Annotated in this window: 16 protein-coding genes; 10 read left to right on the top strand and 6 right to left on the bottom strand. The window is 71.4% G+C overall.

The genetic code is table 11. The features are described 5' to 3' along the window. Nucleotides 1-41 precede the first annotated feature (41 nt). On the bottom strand, nucleotides 42-587 hold the full coding sequence (locus ACZOOI_RS45160) for a recombinase family protein (RefSeq protein WP_465282629.1): 546 nt from the start codon (nucleotides 585-587) through the stop codon (nucleotides 42-44). Between the two features lie 330 nt (nucleotides 588-917). Between ACZOOI_RS45160 and ACZOOI_RS45155 the strand changes: the two genes are divergently transcribed. From ACZOOI_RS45155 to ACZOOI_RS45135, 5 genes are all read left to right on the top strand, one after another. Further along, nucleotides 918-1340 (top strand): hypothetical protein, encoded by a 423-nt coding sequence (locus ACZOOI_RS45155; RefSeq protein ID WP_465282628.1) that lies wholly within the window; start codon nucleotides 918-920, stop codon nucleotides 1338-1340. 180 nt (nucleotides 1341-1520) lie between these two features. Then, a complete protein-coding gene (locus tag ACZOOI_RS45150) occupies nucleotides 1521-2018 on the top strand; it encodes a hypothetical protein (RefSeq protein ID WP_465282627.1) in 498 nt (165 codons plus the stop codon). Nucleotides 2019-3785: 1767 nt separating this feature from the next. After that, complete coding sequence (locus tag ACZOOI_RS45145; protein WP_465282626.1) at nucleotides 3786-4493, top strand: GIY-YIG nuclease family protein; 708 nt, start codon at nucleotides 3786-3788, stop codon at nucleotides 4491-4493. 429 nt (nucleotides 4494-4922) lie between these two features. Then, nucleotides 4923-5621 (top strand): hypothetical protein, encoded by a 699-nt coding sequence (locus ACZOOI_RS45140; RefSeq protein ID WP_465282625.1) that lies wholly within the window; start codon nucleotides 4923-4925, stop codon nucleotides 5619-5621. Nucleotides 5622-5751: 130 nt separating this feature from the next. Then, on the top strand, nucleotides 5752-7050 hold the full coding sequence (locus tag ACZOOI_RS45135) for a hypothetical protein (RefSeq protein WP_465282624.1): 1299 nt from the start codon (nucleotides 5752-5754) through the stop codon (nucleotides 7048-7050). Nucleotides 7051-8367: 1317 nt separating this feature from the next. Here the strand turns inward: ACZOOI_RS45135 and ACZOOI_RS45130 are convergent. From ACZOOI_RS45130 to ACZOOI_RS45120, 3 genes are all read right to left on the bottom strand, one after another. Beyond that, nucleotides 8368-9450: a hypothetical protein gene (locus ACZOOI_RS45130; protein ID WP_465282623.1), complete on the bottom strand. Its 1083-nt coding sequence runs from the start codon at nucleotides 9448-9450 to the stop codon at nucleotides 8368-8370. Between the two features lie 256 nt (nucleotides 9451-9706). Continuing rightward, a complete protein-coding gene (locus ACZOOI_RS45125) occupies nucleotides 9707-10213 on the bottom strand; it encodes a hypothetical protein (protein WP_465282622.1) in 507 nt (168 codons plus the stop codon). Between the two features lie 259 nt (nucleotides 10214-10472). Next, nucleotides 10473-10985, bottom strand: coding sequence for a hypothetical protein (locus tag ACZOOI_RS45120; RefSeq protein ID WP_465282621.1), 513 nt, complete (start codon nucleotides 10983-10985; stop codon nucleotides 10473-10475). Nucleotides 10986-11817: 832 nt separating this feature from the next. Here ACZOOI_RS45120 and ACZOOI_RS45115 point away from each other — a divergent pair. Beyond that, nucleotides 11818-12342 (top strand): hypothetical protein, encoded by a 525-nt coding sequence (locus tag ACZOOI_RS45115; RefSeq protein ID WP_465282620.1) that lies wholly within the window; start codon nucleotides 11818-11820, stop codon nucleotides 12340-12342. Between the two features lie 1775 nt (nucleotides 12343-14117). Here the strand turns inward: ACZOOI_RS45115 and ACZOOI_RS45110 are convergent. Further along, on the bottom strand, nucleotides 14118-14936 hold the full coding sequence (locus ACZOOI_RS45110) for a DUF3825 domain-containing protein (protein ID WP_465282619.1): 819 nt from the start codon (nucleotides 14934-14936) through the stop codon (nucleotides 14118-14120). Between the two features lie 629 nt (nucleotides 14937-15565). Here ACZOOI_RS45110 and ACZOOI_RS45105 point away from each other — a divergent pair. Continuing rightward, nucleotides 15566-16162: a hypothetical protein gene (locus ACZOOI_RS45105; protein WP_465282618.1), complete on the top strand. Its 597-nt coding sequence runs from the start codon at nucleotides 15566-15568 to the stop codon at nucleotides 16160-16162. A 293-nt stretch (nucleotides 16163-16455) separates the two neighbouring features. Here the strand turns inward: ACZOOI_RS45105 and ACZOOI_RS45100 are convergent, their stop codons facing one another. After that, nucleotides 16456-16626 (bottom strand): hypothetical protein, encoded by a 171-nt coding sequence (locus ACZOOI_RS45100; RefSeq protein WP_465282617.1) that lies wholly within the window; start codon nucleotides 16624-16626, stop codon nucleotides 16456-16458. A 383-nt stretch (nucleotides 16627-17009) separates the two neighbouring features. Between ACZOOI_RS45100 and ACZOOI_RS45095 the strand changes: the two genes are divergently transcribed. The 3 genes from ACZOOI_RS45095 to ACZOOI_RS45085 all read left to right on the top strand — a co-directional run bounded on the left by ACZOOI_RS45095 (nucleotide 17010) and on the right by ACZOOI_RS45085 (nucleotide 19338). After that, nucleotides 17010-17198 (top strand): hypothetical protein, encoded by a 189-nt coding sequence (locus ACZOOI_RS45095; RefSeq protein ID WP_465282616.1) that lies wholly within the window; start codon nucleotides 17010-17012, stop codon nucleotides 17196-17198. Between the two features lie 956 nt (nucleotides 17199-18154). After that, nucleotides 18155-19117 (top strand): PIN domain-containing protein, encoded by a 963-nt coding sequence (locus ACZOOI_RS45090; RefSeq protein ID WP_465282615.1) that lies wholly within the window; start codon nucleotides 18155-18157, stop codon nucleotides 19115-19117. Nucleotides 19118-19215: 98 nt separating this feature from the next. Beyond that, nucleotides 19216-19338, top strand: a complete 123-nt coding sequence (locus ACZOOI_RS45085; RefSeq protein WP_465282614.1) for a hypothetical protein — start codon at nucleotides 19216-19218, stop codon at nucleotides 19336-19338. Nucleotides 19339-19428 lie beyond the last annotated feature (90 nt).

Raw genomic sequence — 19428 nt, 5'->3', positions numbered from 1 at the left:
GGGGCGGTAAGAATCGTGTCACCACCCGCAAACGGCGGTGATCAGTCCTCGGACCTGGCAGGTCGAGGCAGTCCTGGCGGATTGGTCGCCTGGGCGAGTGCGAGGCGACCGCCCTTCAGTTCGGGAACGTGGTTGTAGATCGTGTTTCTGGAGACGCCGAGGAGCTTCGCGATTGAGGTGACGGTGTTCTCCGGGCGGGCGAGCAGGTCGCGGGCGTGACGTACCTGCTCGTCGGTCATGGCCGGTGGGCGGCCGAGTCGGGTGCCGCGGGCGCGAGCGGCGTCCAGGCCCTCGTTGGTGCCTTGGACGATGAGTTCGCGGATGAATTCGGCGAGGGCGGCGAAGACGTGGAAGACCAGGCGCCCGCCGGGTGTGGTGGTGTCGAGTGCCTCGTGGAGCGAGGTGAAGCCGATGCCGCGCCTGCGCAGGCCGGACACGATGGCGATGAGGTCCTGGATGGAGCGGCCGAGCCGGTCGAGCGACGGGACGACGAGGGTGTCGCCGGGCCGCAGGTAGTCGAGGGCCTTCCACAGTTCCTCGCGTTCGGCGGTCTTCCCCGACTTCTTGTCGGCGAAGATCCGCAGCAACCGGCCTCGGAAAGAGCGTGGATCTGCCGATCGAGCAACTGCCCCTTGGTCGAGACGCGGGCGTATCCGATCAACGCGCCCGACAGGACGGCGGGTTCGGGCGCGAGCGGGTCGTCGGAGCGCGATTCCATACGTCGGATCGTATGGAAAACGGTGGTGTGGGGGTTGTTGAACAGTCGGACTTCTTGACACCGATTCCTGGACACCCCGAACGTCGGATTCGACGCGCACCGCCTCCCGCGCGATCTTGCTCATCTATCGGTCGATTCATGAGCACCTTACGAAAGGCGTTCTCTGGCCATGGGGGCGCCCCGAGGAGCGTCACTGAGCTTGTTCTTCAACCGCAGACCCGTCCGGCGCGTGCCTGTACGGTTCTTCGTCATGACGGCGGCTCGGTATTGGAGGTTGGTGGACGTCTTCCCGGAGCTCGCCGCCGAGATTGTCGAGCTCTTGCGTGCCGACGACGATGACGCCTTGGCCGACGTGTTCGGCGACCTCCGGTATTTCGGACCGTACACGTGCTCGCCGACGTGTTCCAACCTGCTGACCGCACCGGCGGGTTCATCCGGCTTCACCATGGCTCATCTGGGACGTGATGGGGAGGACGTGATCTGGCTGAGTCTGGATCCCACCATGACGACCATTACCGACATCGAGGTCCTCGACGGCCGCGACCTGGGCCCCGCTGCCCGTCGGTCGGATCAGCCCGCTCGCGGGCAACTCGGTCGAGCTCCACGGCGCGGCGCCTGGTGATGGGAGGCGGCGTTGATCATGCCGTCCCGTCGGGTTGCGTCAATGCCCCATCCCATACGTTGCCTCCGTTTGCCCAGGTCCACAACCACTGGCGCAGGGAAGGCGCCGCGTACCGCAGCCCGTTGTGCGGATCCTGGCCCCGGTGCGGTTCCGGGGTCCCGCCGGTAATGCTCCAGGAATGTGACCCGCGTCGACGCGGCGACCCGTGCCCTGCCCGAGGAAACGCGCCATGCCCTGGCCATGGGCTCCAGCCGCATCGGCGCAGCCATGCTGACCGCTCCGCGCAAAACGAGCGTCCTCGCGGCGACCGACGGGCTCTCTCCTCTGACGGGTCTGCTCGTCGCCCACCATGTCCACCCGGGACGTTCCCCTGCGTTCATCGCCACACCGGCGGAGATGGCACGGTACGGCGCCGCGACCTGGCCACTCAGAGAGATGGGACAATTAGTTACACAGTGGAACCAGGATGATTTCATGACGGCGCTGCATTCGCGTGTATCGCACGAGCACGACCCCCTCCCGCTGACGCAGGAGCGCGTGGACGCCCTCGCCAAGGTGGTGACGACCAGACCCTTCGACCTTCCCTTGGGATGGGTTCTCGCCGCCGTGGCCGCACTCTCGCTCACCTCAGAAAGCGCACTCGGCGAAGTCGCCGACACCGAGGGCTGGTTCGGATAGCGGTCCTCGTGTACACCGGGAGCCTGTCCTGTCGGGAAGGCGCTGTAATCCGCGTGCTCATGGCCGCCCTGGCATCCGGCATGGTAGTCGGTGGCACCCGTCGTGATGGCGGGATGCGGTGGGCCACCGGTTTCGGTCAGGCATGTTCGAGGGTGCCGGCGTGCGGTGTCGCGGTCGTCGTGCCGTGAGTGGTTGCCGGCTGCGGCTGGTGGTGGCTCGGGGGCCCGGTCGCCCGTTGGTGTTCCTCGTGTGTGGGGTCCGGTGCGGACGCCTATTGCCGAGATCCGAGCGGAACGTCGTCGGTCGGGGCGTCGACCCGCGTTCGGGTGCCGCGCCAGATCCGGGCAGCCACCGAACGTCCACACCTGTGGCGCGTGCCGGGCGCGAGCCATGTCGTCGGTGCCGGTGGAACCCCGGTCCGACGCTCGTCCGCTGCGTGATCGCGCGGTGGACTTGTCACACGGCTGTCGGCGGCGTGCGTCATCCGGCGCGACCGAGGCGTGGTGAGGATCAGGGCGTGTCGCCACGGTCGTCCTGGCGTGCCGCTGTCCGGAAGGCGTGGTCCGGATCGTCCTTGGCGGCGGCCTTCTCCTTGAACCGGGTGTTGCAGGCGTCCAGTCGGCCGTGTCCGGCCCGGCATGCCTCGGTGTGAGGTCGTGCCGGCGTGGTTCATCGCGGCGAGTGCGTCGTACAGCGTGTCGGCCGCGTCGGCGACCGCGCGGGGGCCGGCCACGGTCACGGCGGCGGACGCGGCGCCGAACCGCGTCCAGGCGTCGTGTGCCTCGTCGAGCGCCGCCTGCCACTGCGTGGGTGTGCTGGCGTCCCGGCGAAGTTGATCCGTCAGCCTCCACAGCGCCGTGGACAGGTGTTGCCAGGCGTCTTTGCACGCGTGGTAGGCGTCGCCCCGAAGGTCGTCCCGCCGGCGCTCCCGATCGGCGCATTGTTGTTCACGCAGGTGGCGTCCTTGACCGAGTACGGTCGGCCATCCACCTCCCAGGCCCGTGATCGCGCCGATGGCGGCGCCGAGTATCGCGGCCTCTCTCCCGTCCATACGAAGCGATCGCATCCGACGACGCGTTCCGGCACCAGAGAGTGCGGCCGGATCGCGGCCGGGGAAGGTGGTCCGTGCCCGGCGCGCCGCCTGTGGCGAACGGGTTCGTCTCGTTCGGTGAACGGCGCGCGGCGGGGCGGGTGTCGGTGGCAGGGTGGGTGGGCGGTCTTCGTGGGGTCCTCATATCCGCCTCGTGGCGTGTGTGCGGGCTGTGCCCCGCGGCGGCGGTGAACCGGTATGGCCTCGACGGCGCGTGCGCGCGCCGTCGAGGCCATACCCATCGCGACACCGCGGGTCGCCGAGGACACCGCTGCCCCGGTCCACGTGAAGGCCTCGCCGAGATGGCGGTTCGTGCCGGGACCCGGCTCTGCCTGTGCGGCGGCGCAGCGGGGTGGCCCGTTTCGGGTATTGCGGTCCGATGGGTGAAGTCGCGATGCCACGATGGCGGCATGGGGCGACGATTACGACAAGTGGTGCGTGGTGGAACTATCTCCGCCGATCCGGCGGCCTGTCCTGTCGTGAACGATGCCGGGCGGGGCGCCGAGCCGGGTCCTGGCCCGGGCGGGGCGGCGTCGGGTGGTGGTGGCGGTCGATTCCTGCGCCGGCTCCGGTGGGTGTTCCGTCGGGCCGGGACGACGCCTCCGCCCGCGGGCGGCCCCGTCATCGGCTGTGTCGAGGCGGGGCGGGACGCGTCAAAACGGGTTTCGGTGGGGCCGATGGATTGCGACGAGTTCGAGCGGCATCGTGCTCGCCGGGCGGCGCTCGAGGGCCGGCGCACCGCGTTGTACCGGCTGTTCGATGTCGAGGGTGTCCTGTTGTACGTGGGTATCTCCGTGGATCCGAGGAAGAGGTTCCACGGGCACCGGTACGGCAACGGGCGGTCGAAGCCGAAGGAATGGTGGCCGCAGGTCGCGTCGACGCGCATCGAGTGGTTCGACTCCCGCCCGCGGGCCGAGTTCGCGGAGTCGTTCGCTGTGGTCACCGAACATCCGCGCCACAACAAGGCCAAGACCGGGGAGGCTGCCGCCCGTTGGTTCCGCCATCGTTGGCTGGAGGAACGCCTCGCCGGTGGACCCCGTCCGGGGCTCGGCGCGGGCGCGCAGGCGTGGAAGGCGTGGGACGAGGCCACCGCCGAGATCTGCGGCCACGAGGTGCCGTTCGAGTCGTGGTGGAGCCCGCACCCGCCGTGCGGCCGGCTGATGGCGGAACGCGCCGAGGTCGCGCGCGGGCACGGTCGGACGATCCCGGAGCACACCGCGTGGCCGTTGCGGGCCGAGGCACTGACACGTCTGACGCTTCATCATCACGGTCACTGTGAGCGTTGCCGGGCGCCGTACCCGTGTGCGGTGGTCCGGTCGGCCGCGGCGCGCTTCGCGCACGACCCGCAGTACGCGCTGCTGTGGGACCCGCCGGCACTGCCGTGAACGCCATGGCGGTTCGAGCCGCCGCGCCGCGACGGGCCGAGTGTCGTGCGGCGACCGACCGGGATCGGTGGTCGGGTGTTCAGGCGGGGGCAGGGGCCGGGGTGGGCAGGTGGTGGCGGCCGGTGTCGGGATCGCCTTCCCAGACGTCCCGCTTCTTTCCACGCTCGACCTCGCAGCCGTGCGCATCGGCAGATCACCGGACCAGGCCTCGATCGGCCTCCAGGGTTGCCCTGTCCGCTCCCTGTGGCGGGACTTTCGCGTCGACCGAGGGATCGTGTCGCCGCTTCGGTGAAGCGCCTCCCGCTGGTGGGCGCCGACTATCGGGGACCGTCACGTCGACGGCATGCGTTTTCGGCCGGTTCGGCAACCACCGTCCGAGACCACGGAATGGGCGGACACGCGGGTGGACGGGGTTCTACCGTCGACGGTATGTGGGGTGGACGACGTGGCGAGGCGCCGGAGTTCGGTTTCGGGCGGCGTGGGCGGCCGTTGTGGACCGAGCGCGACCGTGACGCCGAGGACGTGCGCCGGGTGTTGCGGCGGGCGCGGTGTCGGGAGTTCTCCGATCGTCGTGGGGGCTTCGTCGTCGAGGGCGGCGCGGACGGCGGGCCGTTCGCTCTGGCGTGCGCGTCCGAGTCCCTGCCCGGCCGCGGGGAGGTCGCGCGGTACGCGGCTGCGTTGCGCGCGGCCGGGTATCACGTCGAGCCCGACGCGGACGACGACGCCTCGCTGTCGGTGTGGCGGCCGGGAACGGCGCCCGCTCCGCACCGGGCCGACCGCACGCCGGCGCGCGAATTGGTGGCACGCGTGATCCGGACCGTCACGATCCTCGGCGACCCGAATACGCCGCCGACGCAACGCTGGGACCTGGTCCGCAGCGTCAACGCCGTGAAACCGGCCCCGGTCCGCCTCACCCGGCTGTCGGCCCGCGACCTGGCGACCCTGGAAACCGCGCTGCACGACCTGGCCGTCGCGCACGACAGGGACCTGTCGGCCCACACGCTGGTCATCGTCGAACTCCTCGACCGCCTCGCCCAGGCCACCGACAGGCCCCGCGACGAAGTGCTCCAGGACGTGGCGCTCGCCTTGGAACAGGCCCTGCCGCCCGAACCGGACCACGGCACATGACCTTCCGATCGCCCGCGACGCCGGCGGCGCGCGAACGCGGGACCGACGGCGGCGCCGAACTCGATCGGCGACCGCGCTCGCCAGGGCCGGCACGGTCCCGGCCGATCCGATCCTTCGAAGGGGGGTCCGTGTGGGTGCGCCCGTCCCGCCCGAGCGGGCGGAGGCCGCGATGCGGGCCGTCGGCTGGGCACCGCTGGAACCGTATCCCGGAGCGCTGCGCCCGTGGCGGTGCGTGTGCACGAAGTGCGGCACCGAGGGCTCGCCCCGGTACGCGCACCTGAAATCGCGCGGCCGCGCCTGCCGGGTCTGCTCCAAGGCGCGTGTCGCGGCGCGGCTGCTCGATGCGGAACACCCGCGCGCGGAGGCGGACGTGCGCGCGGCCGGGTTCGAGCCGCTGGAGCCCTACCCCGGCGCACACCGGGCCTGGCGCAGCAGGCACGCCCCGTGTGGGCGGGTGGTGGCGGTACGGCTCGTCCAGGTGCGAATCGCGGGTCGGGGGTGCCCGGTGTGTTCCGGCGGCGTGGCGATCGATTCCGAGCGGGCGGCGGCGTTCATGCGCGGCCGGGGTCTGGAGCCGTTGGAGTCCTATCCGGGGGCGGGCGCACCGTGGCGGTGCCTGTGCCTGGCCTGTGGTCTGGTGGGCGCGCCCGCGTACGGCTCGGTGCGTGCGGGAGGCACGGGGTGTGTCCGGTGCGGGAAGTCCCGGGCGGTGGAGGCCCGGCGGGCGGGGTTCGCCGAGCGGGCGATCGCGGACATGCGCGCGATGGGTCTCGAACCGCTGGAGCCCTACCGATCCTCGACGTCTCGATGGAAGTGCCGGCACCGGCCGTGCCGCCGCATCGTGTTCCCGACCCATCACATGGCCCGGATCGGCCTGCGGGTCTGCCGGCAGTGCTCGGGCAACGCCCATGTGGAGCCCGCCGAAGCCCACGCACGCATGGTGGCGCGCGGGCAGCTGCCGTTGGAGCCCTATCCGGGACGCGTCCGGGCACCGTGGCGGGTGCGGTGCGTCGGGTGCGGCGCGGAATACCGCAAGGCGCTGCGCGGGAGCGGGGGTTGCCGCCGATGTCGCCCGTTCGGCTTCGACCACGGGCTGCCCGCGCTGGTGTACGTGCTCCATCATCCCGGCCTGAACGCCGTCAAGGTCGGCATCACCAACCCGGGCACCACCCGCCTGGCGACCTTTCGTCGCGCGGGGTGGAGCGTGGTGTCCACCGTGGAGTTCGCGTACGGAGCCGACGCCTTCGACGTCGAACAACAAGTGTTGTACCGGCTGCGCAACGAGCTGCGGGTCCCCGCGTTCGTGACGGCCGACCGGATGCCGTACGGCGGCGCCACCGAAACCGCCTGCGCCGACCTGGTCGACCCCGCGACGCTGTGGGCCCTGGTCCGCGAGGAACATGCCCTCATCCACGCGGAACCCGGCTGAGGACCCGTCGGCACCGGTGCGGGCAGCACCGGCACGTGGTTCCAACGGCCTCCGCACGGAAGGACAGGCACGGAGCTGCCCTGCAGGCCCGTTCACGCAATCGGCGCTCCCCGATGCCGGGTTCTCGGGCTTTTCGCCGCTCGGTGACGGGGGTGGCGCCTATCGTGTGGCTCTCGATGACGGCTCGGGGCGTCGTACGGGCCACGCCCCCGCCGCGCGTTTCGTCGTCTCCCCGATGCCAGGGCCGCCGTTCGCGCGTCGACGGCGGCCCGCACGGCCCGCCGATGTCCCGATCGGACGAACGGTGCGCAGCGTTCGACGCGTGAGTCGCTTCGGTCGCTCCCGCGTCCACGAACCCGGCTCCGTCGTCGCCCCCATGCCCTCGACGCGCGGTCGAACGAGCACTCGACGACGGGGGTGGGGCAATCCGCGGCCGGACGCGGCCGGCAGGCGCTCGGGGCCGAACACGCCGACAGGCGAAGGGCTCGGCGCGGTGCGGCGGGTTCCGGGCCGCGGCGCGGCGCCCGGGCGCTACGGTCGATGCGCCGCCGTGGAGCGGCTGTTCGTCGTGTTCACCGGTGGACAGCGGGACGCTCTCGACCGGCTATCGGCACCGGCGCGGCGTCGCGCCCGGCGCCGGGTCGCACCCTGATTCCTCTCCCGGGCAGTGGATTCGGTACTCGCGCCGCCGCCGGACACCCGTGGGGGCCGATGCCGCGCTCGCCCCACGCGGTGCTGGTTCCGTGTCCGCATCGCCTGGGCCACCGGCATCGGCCGCCCCGTCGCGCCGGTGTCGCCAGGCGTGCTCGGTCGTCGAGATCGAGTTCGCCGGTGGGACGACCGCGTCGTCCGGGCGTGCGCACCGTCGTCTCGTTCGGCCCCGTCGGGTGTAGGTCTGCCTGTTGTTCCTCCCCTACTGCCATCCCCATAGGGGTGTCCCCGCGAACGGGCAGGTCACGGAGGATGTCGGCGCTTCACGTCCGGTCCGATTAAGGGGGGTTGGGCGGGTGCCGGGTGATGTGTCGGGAGGGTGTGGCGATTCGAGGAGGGGTGAGGCGGGCGGGAGACGAGACGGCGGGTGGAGGAGCGGGCAGGTAGGCCGGCCGGTGATGGGCGGAGGGGCTTGGTGGGGGTGGGTGGAGGTGAGGGTGTTCGGGGGGTGTGACGGGTCCGTCGGTGGTCCGTGCGTGGCGTGGTGCCGCGGGGCCCTTCCCGGGGCGGGTCGGCGGGGCCTGTCGGGCGGGTGCCGGGTTCGGTCGTGCCGCCGTCGGAAGGTCGTCGCGCTCCCGACGGCGGCGTGTGGGTGGCGGCCCGGGTCTATGTCAGGGGCCGGTATCGGCGGCGGGTGGTCTGGCCCTGACGGTTCGTGGTGCGGGTGTCGACCACGCCGGCGCCGTCGATGACGAGCAGTTCGGTGGCCGCGTCCGCTGTGCGGGCGACGTCTCGGCCTTTCATGCTCGATGTCCGCGCGGTCGGGTCCTCGGTGCCGTGCGCGTCCACCGTGTGCTCCGCGTAGTGTCCGTCCGGTCGGAAAGCGGGGTGGTCGGCGAGTCCTGAGTCGGTGTCGTCCCGGAGGACGTCGACGGGGACGTATCGGGCCGCCAGGGTTCCGCGCCCCCACGTTATGTACACGGTCCCGTCTTTCACGGTCGCGCCGCCGTGGGGCCGGCGTCTCATCACGTCGTCGATGAGGCCGGCGACTTCGCGGCCGGTGAGGATGTCGGGTTCGCTGTGTCGTGTGCGTTTCCAGGTCCCTTCGCCGGCGGGGTCGATGCGGTAGTGGGGTTGTTCGCGGATCGCGGTCAGGCCGTGGTCGAGGGTGATCGCGACGCCGGGCATGTAGTCGCCGGTGTCGCCGCCGACCACGGTCGTCCGGTCGGAGGGGCGCAGCAGCACCTGTGTCCCGTCGTGTTCGAGTGCCACGGTTCCGCCGGGCAGGGCCCACACGCGGTGTCCTTGTTCGAGGACGCGAGCGAGTTCGGCGTGGACCCGGGCGCGCGTCGAGCGTGTGGCGCTCTCGGGACCGTCGGTGAACGCGCCGGCGGGTACGTCGTATACGAGGCAGGCGCGGACCGTGTCGACGTCGTGGATGGGCAGGCGTGTGCCGTCGCCGCCGTTGGTCCAGCCTCCGGGGCCGCAGGTGACGGTGACGTGGGCGGTGTCGGGGTCGGTGCCGACTCCGGCGCCGGCCTTGGCCGTCCAGCCGTGGGGGCTGCGGTCCAGGTGTCGGGCGATGGCCTGGGCCCGGCGCAGGGGGTGGGGCAGGTGTTCGCCGCGCACGATCGTGCTGACGAAGTGGTCGCCGGTGAGGCGGTGTCGGGTGCCGTGGGGGTAGGGGGATCCGAGTTGGTCCAGGTGGATCGCGAGGAGATCGGCGACGCTTCGGGCGCTTTCGGGCATGGCAGGGGGTTCTCCTGGTGTTCGCGGGGGATTTCCCGGTCGCGGATTTGTTTCGGGGTCGCGGTTCGGGTCGTGGACGGCTCGGTGGGTGAAGGGGTCCGACCAGCGTAGGAACGTCCCGGGGCGCGCCCCGACCGCCGACACCCCACCCCCGGACCGGCCGGAACCGGGAAGGGGGCCGAAACGCACCGGGCACGACTCTCGGCCGCCGTCGGGACTCGGCGCGGCCGGCGCGCCGAGTCCCGATCGGTTCACGTCACGGCGTGATGAGCTGATCCGGGCATTGCGGGTCCGGCTCGCCCACCGCACCGGCGATCATCCGTTCCATGGCGTCCGCAGGGGTCAAGGACGACTGGGTGAGGAGCACTCGTGCGCCGAAGGGCACGGGCAGCGGCCCGGATCCTTCGAGTTCCGGTCGGAGGTGGGTCATCGTCCGGTCCGGGCGGAGCACGAACAGCCCGCATCCGGGCGTGGCTGCGGCGACGACCGAGCACTCGCCGCCTTCGGGGCGGCCGAAGACGGCCACGATGGCGGACTCCGCCCTTCCCATGGGGGAGTGCTCTGCGTGGGGGTCCGTCAACCTGCCCAGGACGCCGCCGACGCCGTGGGCGGCCACGAATCGCACCGTACGGACGGCGGCGTCGTGGCCGAGCCATCCGTTCCCGGGTTCCGGCGCGGTCAGCGACACGACGACCCGGCCCCACCCGGTGGAGTGGTGCCCGAACCTGATGTCCGCGTGACGGTAGCGGGACTGGTCGCTCATGAAGTGCCTTTCGCGTGGGGGCTGTTCGGGCCGCGAACCGGCCTGCCCCATCAGTTTCGGGCCGCCCCGGGCCCCGACCCGCCGGCCGGCGCCCACCCCCGGACCGGCCGCACCGGGGAGGGGTCGCGGAGACGACCCGGCCCGGTCTCGCCGAGTCACGCGTGCGGTCCGATCCGCCGCAACGGACCGGACGCGCGGGGACCGACGGGGGCCGGGACGCGCACCGCGCGTACCCGACCCCCGTCGCCGCCCACGCCGCTCACGGCGGCGGTGCCTCAACCGGGGGCGTCGGTGGGGGGTAGGGATGGCGGAATCGCTCCGGGATCAGGTTCGCGGGCGTGTCGGGCGCGGGGGCGTCGGGGTCGCCGCTCCCGGACTGGTGCCACAGGTACAGGGCGAGTTCGTCGGTGGCCGCGTCCCGGGCCGCCCGCCCCTGGTACGCGTCCACGCGGACGTCGCCCTCGGTGTACACGGCAAGCCCGAAGTACTTGTTCCCGATGTCGTCGTCGTGGTGCGCGACGATGACGTACGGCCAGTCCCCCAGGTCCCATCCCTGCGATCCCCAGAGCGCGACGGCATGCCACAGGGGCTTGATCGTGCCCGTCCACGCCCAGCCGTCGCTCTCGTGGTCGTCCTCCGGGACCCAGGGCAGGCGATCGACCGGCACTCGGCCGTCCGGGCCGGCGGGAGCCGGATCATCGCTCTCCGACTCCGACACGGGCCCCGGCTCGGGCATGGACTCGGGCATGGGATCGGGCATGGGATCGGGCATCAAGGATGTCTCCTCACGGGTGGGGAACGGATCATGCGGCGCCCACCAACGTAGGAGCGTTGCGGGACCCGCCGAACCTCGCCGACACCCACCCCCGAACCGGCGGCAACCGGGAAGAGGCACCCACCGGGCCGGTGACGCTCACCACGACGGACGGCGCAGGATCCGGTGCCGGAAGGACCACGTCGATCGTGTGCCCACCGACCGAGCTCCACGTCCCGCTCGCGACGAACCACCCGCTCACCATCCGACATCGCAGGTGACGAGGCGAGGATCCGGGCCACGCGAGACCACGGCCGCGCCCGGAATTCCCCACCCCCCCCGCTCAGGGTTGGGACAGAGTCGCTCACCTTGAATCCCCACCCGCGGGCCGCCGACCCGGGGTCGGGCGCCATGCCTGTGGGAGCCGCCCGACAACCCGCGCTTCCGGCGGGCCGGGTCGAACTGCCCCGGGGTGGCGTGGCCATCGCGCCGGCGACGCCGAAGGCACTCGTGACCGGCCGGCGCGGCCCCGGCCCTCGACTGTCGGTTGGCTCCCGATCCTTGCCGAGCGTTCCGGCATGTGGCGAACGAAGAGCATGCCCGGCCGTTTCGGGGTTGTGCCCTCTATGTCGTGACGGCAACGCACAGTTCCGCCTGGCGGTGCGCTCCGGTCGGTGCGCCAGGACCGGCCGGGGTCGAGGAACACGTCGTCAGGGGGCGCGCTTGAATAGGCGCAGCAGTGAGTGCGATCGAGGCGGATCGATCCGGGGTGAAGCGCGCTGCCGGGCCGGGGTGCCCCAGGCTGTGACGAACGCGTTCTGCGGGAGCGCCCGAGGTTGTCGAGGTGCAGGTGCCGGATTTTGAAGCGCAGGTGCGGCGCCTGCTCGGTCTCGGGGTGGCCGGCCCCGAGGATCCCGCCTGGGGGCGCCTGGAGGCGCCGCTGGGCACCGCTTTCCCTGACGACTACAAACGTTTCGTCGACTCGGTGCCACCGTGCCTGGTGAACGGCAAGCTCTACATCCTGAGGCCGGGTGTGCGGCGTTGGGGGCTCGACGCCTGGGTCGTCGAAACCACCGAGGCCTTCAGGGACGCCGAATGGGCCGACCTGCCCGAACCGATCTTCGCCGGGCCCACGGGTCTGATTCCCTGCCTGTCGAGCGACGAGGGGCACGTGGTGTTCGTCCGTCGGGACTCGTCCGAGGTCGTGGTGCACGTCGGAGACGGCGACTGCCCCGGCTACGCCATGGGCTTCTCCGAATGGATGTACCGGTTCCTCACGGGCGAGGACATGCTGGGCGAGGACACCGCCTACGACTACTCCCACGGGGTGGCCGCCGGTTTGCCCGGGACGCCGTTCATCGAGCGGCTCCCGTAGTCGCCGTTCGGAGGTCGAGGTAATTCTCGACGGGCCATCGCACGGCGGTGGTGGTGCGGGTGAGGTGGGGGCCGGGCTGTCGACAGCGAACAGGGTGCGGTCGCGGCCCGGTATCGGGCCGCGACCGCAAGCAGGCGGGCCGGGTGGTCCCCCTGGCGGGCGCGGTCGAGAGGAGGGCCTCGGTCGTCGGGGCGCAGGGCGTGGACGGTCTCTGCGAGTCGGCCGCCGCTCGTATCCGGCGGTCCGCGGGACGGCTTCCCGCGTCAGCGCAGCAGGCGACGCCGATGGGTGTCGCGAGGTCGACCGGTTGTGCGGCGGTGAAGGCCGGGAGCAGCGGTTGGTCGATCGCGGTTCCGACGGTGCCGGCTTCCGTTCCCCCGCCGGGTGGGCCTCGCGGTCGGGGACGGGCGTGCTGTTCGTGGGAGAGCTTTCGCGCAACGGTTCCGCTCCGGCCGGGAGTTCGCGGTCGAGGAAGCGGCGCAGCGGGGTGCGGGGGCGGTCCGGTGCGGGGGCGGGCTCGTGTCGGCCGCCCGCAGGGGTGCGTGTGGGGATGTGTTCACCGGGTCGGAGGTGTCTCGTGGTGGGGCTCGGAGGTGTCTCGTGGTGGGGCGATGCGTGCGGTCCGTCGCGGCCGGGCGGACGATGCGACGCGTCGGTCGTTCGCCGGCTCGCCGGGTCGTTGTCGGTGGGGGTCGGTAGCGTCACGACACGGTCGTCGGGGCTTGCCCTCCCAATCGGGTCCGACGGCCGGGATCGGCCCGCCGGCTTCTCCCCCCTGCCGGCGGGCCGGATCGGCGTATCGGGCGCGGCCCGCACGGGGGTTCGGCCGCGTTCGGTACGCCCTGCGGGGCACACGAGCCGGGTCCGCCTCGCCCGTGGCGCTCGTGCGGGAACCGCGGGTGGCACCGTTCGGGCGGAGCCGCCCGCCTGGCCGATTTCCCCTTGGAGAAGCCGACGGGCCGGCCTCGCGGGAGGGTGCCGCATCGGCGAAGCCGCCCTCGGCGGGCCCTGCTTCCCGGGAAAGCGCACCGGGCCCCGTTTGTGCGACGCGGTTCGCGACACCACGTACTCCACCGACCGCCATCGGCTTCGGGTGTGCCGTGTTCGATTGCCGCCTCGCCGCCGTCGGCCGCCGCGCGGTGACGTCGACGTCGTGCACGGGACCGACGCGGGCTTCCCGGGGGGGGGGAGGAACGGGGCCGTCGATCGCCATGGGATACGGGAGCCGTACCCACCCGCGCCGCGGTTCTGACGTTTGTTCGACCGACGGCGTCAGTCGAACGGCTCGGCGCGACCTGGAGGGGGGTCGATCCTCCGGGATCCGTGAACGGCGTCTCGTCTCGCCCGGACGACCGTCTGTCGAGCCGAACGCGCGGACGCATCCACGGTGTGCTTTCGGTCGTGGCGGCGCGTTGCTTCGCGAACTTCGCAGGCGCGGTCGGCAGGCGGCTGTGCGGACCGGCCGGAAGCGTCGTTCGAACGCCCCCGCAGGTCGCCCGCGCCGCGGCCCGCACATGCGGATCGTCGCGGGACGAAGGCGCGTCGGCGACCACCGACTCACGGCCGCAGTCGGCGACCTGCCGCGTGGCGAGCCGCGGCGGATCCGGGAATCGCATCGCCGTGGACGCGGCGTCGACTCGCGTCCTGGAACGGCCACCGCGCACGTCGACGGGGGCCGAGGCGGGGTGGGGCGGGTCCGAGGTTGTTGTGGCGTGTGGACACCGCGATCCGCGGCCGGGTGACGCGAGAGCGTCCCTTTCGCGGTCGCACCGAGGTCATGCCGCCGGATGCTCGCCGGTATCCGGTGTGTCCGAGGAGTCCGCCACGGGCTGGAGCCAGTCCCCGTCCGGGCGGGCCAGGAGCCGGGCGTGGCTGTAGGCCATGCCCATGGTGAGAACGGTGTTCCCGCGATAGTGCTCGCCGTGGCGGGAGACGACCAGTGCGAGATCCACGATTCGGGGGTGGGTGAGCGAGAGCGGCAGCAGCAGCTGGACTTCGTCGGCCTTGGGGTACCACATCGGAACGGCGGCCTTGTAGTTGCGCCGTACCAGCTTCGTGGCCCGCTCCACGGCGCCGTTCAGGCACAGTTCCAGCCGGTAGGGGTCCGATTGCAGGGATGGGGGGAACCTGTCGAGGTTGTCCTCCACGATGTGGCGTGCGTTCACTTTCAGTTCCCGGTTCCAGTCGTAGTAGTAGACGGCGGGAGTGTCGGTGTACGTGGCGGGCTCCGGTGGGGTGGGGAAGTTCCGCAGGAAGTCGCGGTCGCTGCCCACGCGCCAGCCCCGATGGAACCAGGGCTGACGGCCTTCGTTGCGGTTGGGTTCGAAGAGCCCGTAGATGTCCTCCTGTTCCTTGGTGGCCAGGCCGGTGTTGAACGTGCTGTGGCGTTCGTCGGGGGCGGTGAGGACCTTGCCCTGGAGGTGGGCGCGCTCGAAGGTCCACTCGACGTAGTTGCGCAGGATCCGCTGTTCGCCGGAGAAGTTCGGGTCGCGGCCGTCCCAGTCCTCGTCCTCGGCGAGTTCCGCGAGCTTGTCGAAGGCGTCCGGATCGCCCTCGTGGGCGCGGCGCTGGGCGGCGGAGCGGATCCGCCCCATGTGGGCATGGGTATAGAGGGCGCGGTCCTGTGTCTTGGGCCGGCCACCGACCGTGGGGTGGGGCGTGCCGTGGGATGCGAGGCCCTGTTTGAAAGCCGCGAGGTCGGCGGGTGTGGCGGAGGGGCGTCCGTCGGACATCGGGAGGTCTCGCTCTCGGGGTGTCGGGGTGTCGTGTCCGGTATTCGGGTGGCGGGGGCGGGAGTTGGTCCCGTGACCGACCTCGCGGATGCGTGCGTGTCGGCTGTTCGTCACCCGAGGAGGTGACCGTGCCGAACGCGCCACGGCGGTCGGAGGTCCCTGGCGGCCCTCGACGGTCGATCACCCTCACATCATGGATTGCTCTCGCCGAATAGCGGGCGGGAACGGGAAATCGGACCTGCTCCGGTGCTCCGGTGTCCGGTGCTCCGATGTCGCGCTCCCGCATGCTGTCGGGCTCCCGCGTGCCCGCGCCGGCGCGTCGTGCGGGCCCGGGTTCCGAACGACCCGGTGAGGGCCGGGCGCGATGGTGGGCCCGGCCTCGTCGAAATCGGCCGTTCCCCCACGAGGCACCGCCGTGAACGGCGATCATGTGCGCATTCCGGGCGAATCCCGCCCCGGTCTTACGGAACGTCGAGCGAAGGAGTCGTCGGATGCCGTCGTCGGTTCGGGAAGTGCGTGTGGCGTTGGAGTTCGAGGTCGAGAAACTGGCCGAGCGTCGCGAGTGCCTGGAGAGGGAACTCGCCGAGGTCGAACGGCAACTGGAGGCCCGACGCAACGCGGTCGCCGCGCTGGCCTTGATCCGCCCCCTCGCGCTCCCGCCCCGTTCCCGCGCGCGGACGGTGCGGCCACGGATCGTCGACGACGCCCCTGCGGGGGATCCGGGCAAGGCCCCCGGCGAGCATGCGTCCACCGACAACCCCCGGCCCGACGGCTCCCGGCCCGAGACCACCCGGCGGCGTACGCCCGCGCGAGCCGCGGTCCCCTCGGCGACGGTTTCCTCGACGCGCGTCCCGGGGCCGACCGCGCCGTCGGGCGCGCGCCGGGTTCGCGGCGGGCTGCGCGAGGAGATCGCCACGCTCCTGGCCCGGACCGCGGAGCCGGTGAACGTACGCCGACTCTCCGAGGCCCTGGGCGAGAGGGCCACCAAGAGCCGCATGGAGAGCGTGCGGATCTCCGCCGAGGGCCTGGTCAAGGCCGGACGGGCCGCCAAGGCCGGACGTGGCCTGTTCACCGGTGTCTCCCCCTGAACCAGCCGGTCGTCCCGGGCGCCCACGTGGCAACGATCGACGCCTCGACCCCACGCATACGACGACGCGGTAGGAAACCCCCCGGCACGGCCGCGGGTTCGGGCCGGGCGGAACCCTGCTCCCCCGGCCTCCGCACGCAGGCGGCCGTGGCCCGTCGGCTGCGGCAGCCGCTCGCCGCCGGCCGCGACCGCCGCATGCCACGACGACACGAACCCGGGTGTCCCTTCGGCGTGCGATCTCCCTCCCGGCGTGTTCACGGGTGGTGGCGGGTCGCCGGAAGGCGCGCGTCGGTTCTAGGTGTCCCTTCGGCGTGCGATCTCCCTGCCTGCGTGCTCACGGGCGGTGGCGTGGCGTCGGAAGGCGCGCGCGTCGGCGGTGGTGGCCGCGCGCTCGACCAGGTCTCGGCCCAGGAGTCGGACGAGTTCACCGGGCAGGTCGCAGGTGCCCACCAACGGCGGCGACACATCCCTGGCCCACCCGGAACGAGCCTCCCGTGAACACCGGGTCACCGCTGGCGGGCCGCTGCCCGGCAGCCCCATTCCGCCGGCACCGCACAATCGAGGGCCTTGGCCGGGACGACTTCCACATCGACTTCGACCGCCGGCAGGTCAGCTATCCCCCGGGGCGCGGTGGGCAAAGGCCGGCACGGCCCGTACCCGATCTCCTTCACCCACCGCCACACCGCTGATCGTGGCACGGCTCGTCAAGAGCCGGTGCCGTCCCCGCCCGGTCCGCACCCCGCCGCACGACCACCGCCGACAGCGCACGAACCGTGGGCCTTCCACCGCGAGAACTCCGCGACCTGCGTCATGAGGTCGAATGAGGACATGCCGAGGAGTGATTCGAAATGACAGAATTCTATACAATCTACTATCTGGCCCTGCTCGTGATCTACATGTTGCTTCCGGTGCTGTTCCGGTTTTCTTCTCTTCTTGCGAAGAAGACCGACGACAGCCTCGAAGGGCGCATCCTCCACCACAAGAAGGAGCAGCGCGGACACGCCCTCGTGTCAATCATCCTCTCGGGGTCGTGCTGAGTTTCATTCCGCCCGCGATTACGGGCATGGAGGACTCCAAAGGGGTCGATGTCTGGCTGAACGGAATCTTCGCCCTTGCGTGTGTTGGGTTCGCTGGCTTCTTCCTGTGGGGCGGAATTCAGGGGATTGAGATGAATCGACGGTCCCTGCGAAAGGCTCAGGTTGAGTTGGGGAAGGCACGGGACGAGAAATAGAAGCCCGTCTTTGTGTTCTCCGTGTTGGCCTCGATCGTTCATGAGTGATCGCCGTCGGCGCTTTTGTGGACAAGGCTCTGTCCTCCCCGACGCAGAAGCAGAAATACGAGACGAGAACCACAGCGCCGAGGACGATGCGAGCGCATACCTGCACATGCACACGGATCCGGACGTGGGGATCGGGGATGCCAGGCAGCAGAAGGTGCGAATCCGGATCGATCACATCGATGCCTGGTGGCCGTGTGCCTAGAACGGGGCGGGCCGCCAATTCCATTCAGTGCCCGACCTCGCGCAACTGAAGCCCCGCCGGGACACGACCCGGACCGCTCTGCGGCCTCGTCATCGCTCCTGCCAGCCGAAACCGGCACCGACCGATACGTGGAGAAGCCGTGCGCGCCTGCACCGTCCGCAACGGCGACAGCAGCCGCTCGGTGCCGCTCAAGCAGACGAACGGCAGGCGCCACCAAGCCGATGTGGTCATGAGGGCGCGTCGGACGCGACAGGGGAAACGAGGCTCTCGAGCACGGCGCTCGGTGTTCGACTACGCCGATCGGCGCGTTCACGGACTCGCCTGTCGGCTCCGCCGGGAACCGACTCGCACGGTGGAACGTCCCCCGGGGCCCCTGGCGTCGTCATCGGTCGTGGGTGGGCGACCCTCGGAATGCTTGCACCGAACGAGCTGCGGTGGGGTGACGCAGAGGCCGATTCGTCCCGATCACGAAAGACGGCCCGCCCGCCCCGGCTTGCCGGCACGATCGGCGCATGCTCATCACGCCCCGGCCGGGAGCCGACCGCAGAAACATCCGTGAAGCACTCCGTCATGCCCTCCACGCGGCCGGCAACCTTCGCGGCGCCTCCGCGGACACCGCCTACGACCGGCTTCTGCGCTACCTCGAATGGGCGACCGAAACAGCCGGCAGCCTGCGCCACCAGATCAGTGACGCGGACATCGACCATCTCGTCCTGACGTCCCGCCACCAGGCCCTCCTGGGCAGTTGCGGCACCCTCGCCGGAAGCTCCCAACAGCGTCTCGTCAACGCCTTGGTGGATCTCGAACTCTCCGAACGCGTTCGCGCTTTCGAGACCGCCGGGCAGGCGTTGGAAGCGCGGATAGGCCTGTGGAACGGGCCGGAGGCGTTCGTGGTCGCCGACTCCAGCTTCTACTGCCACAACCCCGAAAAGCTCGCCGACGCCGACCTGCACAAGATCCTGGATCTGCCCGATCACGCGAGTATTCATCTGCTGTTCCCGATCGCGGTCGTCGACGAGCTCGACGGTCTCAAGGAGTCCGGCAAGCAACCGGGCCGCTGGCGCGCGTCACACACCCTCGGCCTGCTGGACGAACGCCTACGCGGGTCCACGTGCGGCACCTTGCCCCGGGACCGCGCCGTTTCGGGCATTCCGATCCGCAGCGACGTGAGCGTCGAAATCGTCCTGGACCCGCCCGGCCACAGACGCCTGCCCATCGTCGACGACGAAATCATCGACCGGACGGTCGCCATCCAGTCCCTGGCCGCCCGCGAGGTCCGACTACTGACCTGCGACACCGGACAGCACACGCGCGGACGCGCGGCCGGCCTGGCCGTGACGAAGATCCCCGCCAAGGACCCAGGCCCGGAACCCGACCCGGCCGCACAAACCGGCAACGGAACAAGGGCCAGACGAAACGAGCGCAAGGCCGCCCAGGCAACAGACACACCGACGCAGACCGATACCGCCGGCTGAGCTATGGCCTTCGGTCGTCGTCAACCGTTCCCCTCCCGCCCTGGGTTCCGTCATCATGAGGTTTCGGACCGTGACGACCCAAAGAGGTGACCACCACCATGGGCGAGCACAACAAACCGGCTCCCGACCCGTCCAAGGGCAACCCCCCGCCGGGCAACAAGGACGGCCAGCCCACTCCGGAGCCGACCCTGGACGGCCGCCACAAGAAGGACCCCAAGTAGATGACCGGCGCCCTCGAGGAACGCCGCCGCGCGCTGGACGAGGCGATGCGCGCACGCGGGGCGTGGCCCGAGGACGCCCCGTGGGTGCGC

Source organism: Embleya sp. L77 (genome assembly GCF_055557415.1).
The sequence above is the reverse complement of the archived record's forward strand: the minus strand, read 5'-3'. Positions and strand labels throughout refer to the sequence as shown.

Bases quoted from the DNA above. Each gene is read 5' to 3' on its own strand.
- ACZOOI_RS45090 (WP_465282615.1), top strand. From the start codon at position 18,155: ATGCTCATCACGCCCCGGCCGGGAGCCGACCGCAGAAACATCCGTGAA.
- ACZOOI_RS45110 (WP_465282619.1), bottom strand. From the start codon at position 14,936: ATGGGGCGGATCCGCTCCGCCGCCCAGCGCCGCGCCCACGAGGGCGAT.
- ACZOOI_RS45095 (WP_465282616.1), top strand. From the start codon at position 17,010: ATGACAGAATTCTATACAATCTACTATCTGGCCCTGCTCGTGATCTAC.
- ACZOOI_RS45085 (WP_465282614.1), top strand. From the start codon at position 19,216: ATGGGCGAGCACAACAAACCGGCTCCCGACCCGTCCAAGGGCAACCCC.
- ACZOOI_RS45140 (WP_465282625.1), top strand. From the start codon at position 4,923: ATGTGGGGTGGACGACGTGGCGAGGCGCCGGAGTTCGGTTTCGGGCGG.
- ACZOOI_RS45120 (WP_465282621.1), bottom strand. From the start codon at position 10,985: ATGCCCGATCCCATGCCCGATCCCATGCCCGAGTCCATGCCCGAGCCG.
- ACZOOI_RS45105 (WP_465282618.1), top strand. From the start codon at position 15,566: ATGCCGTCGTCGGTTCGGGAAGTGCGTGTGGCGTTGGAGTTCGAGGTC.
- ACZOOI_RS45125 (WP_465282622.1), bottom strand. From the start codon at position 10,213: ATGAGCGACCAGTCCCGCTACCGTCACGCGGACATCAGGTTCGGGCAC.
- ACZOOI_RS45145 (WP_465282626.1), top strand. From the start codon at position 3,786: ATGGATTGCGACGAGTTCGAGCGGCATCGTGCTCGCCGGGCGGCGCTC.
- ACZOOI_RS45130 (WP_465282623.1), bottom strand. From the start codon at position 9,450: ATGCCCGAAAGCGCCCGAAGCGTCGCCGATCTCCTCGCGATCCACCTG.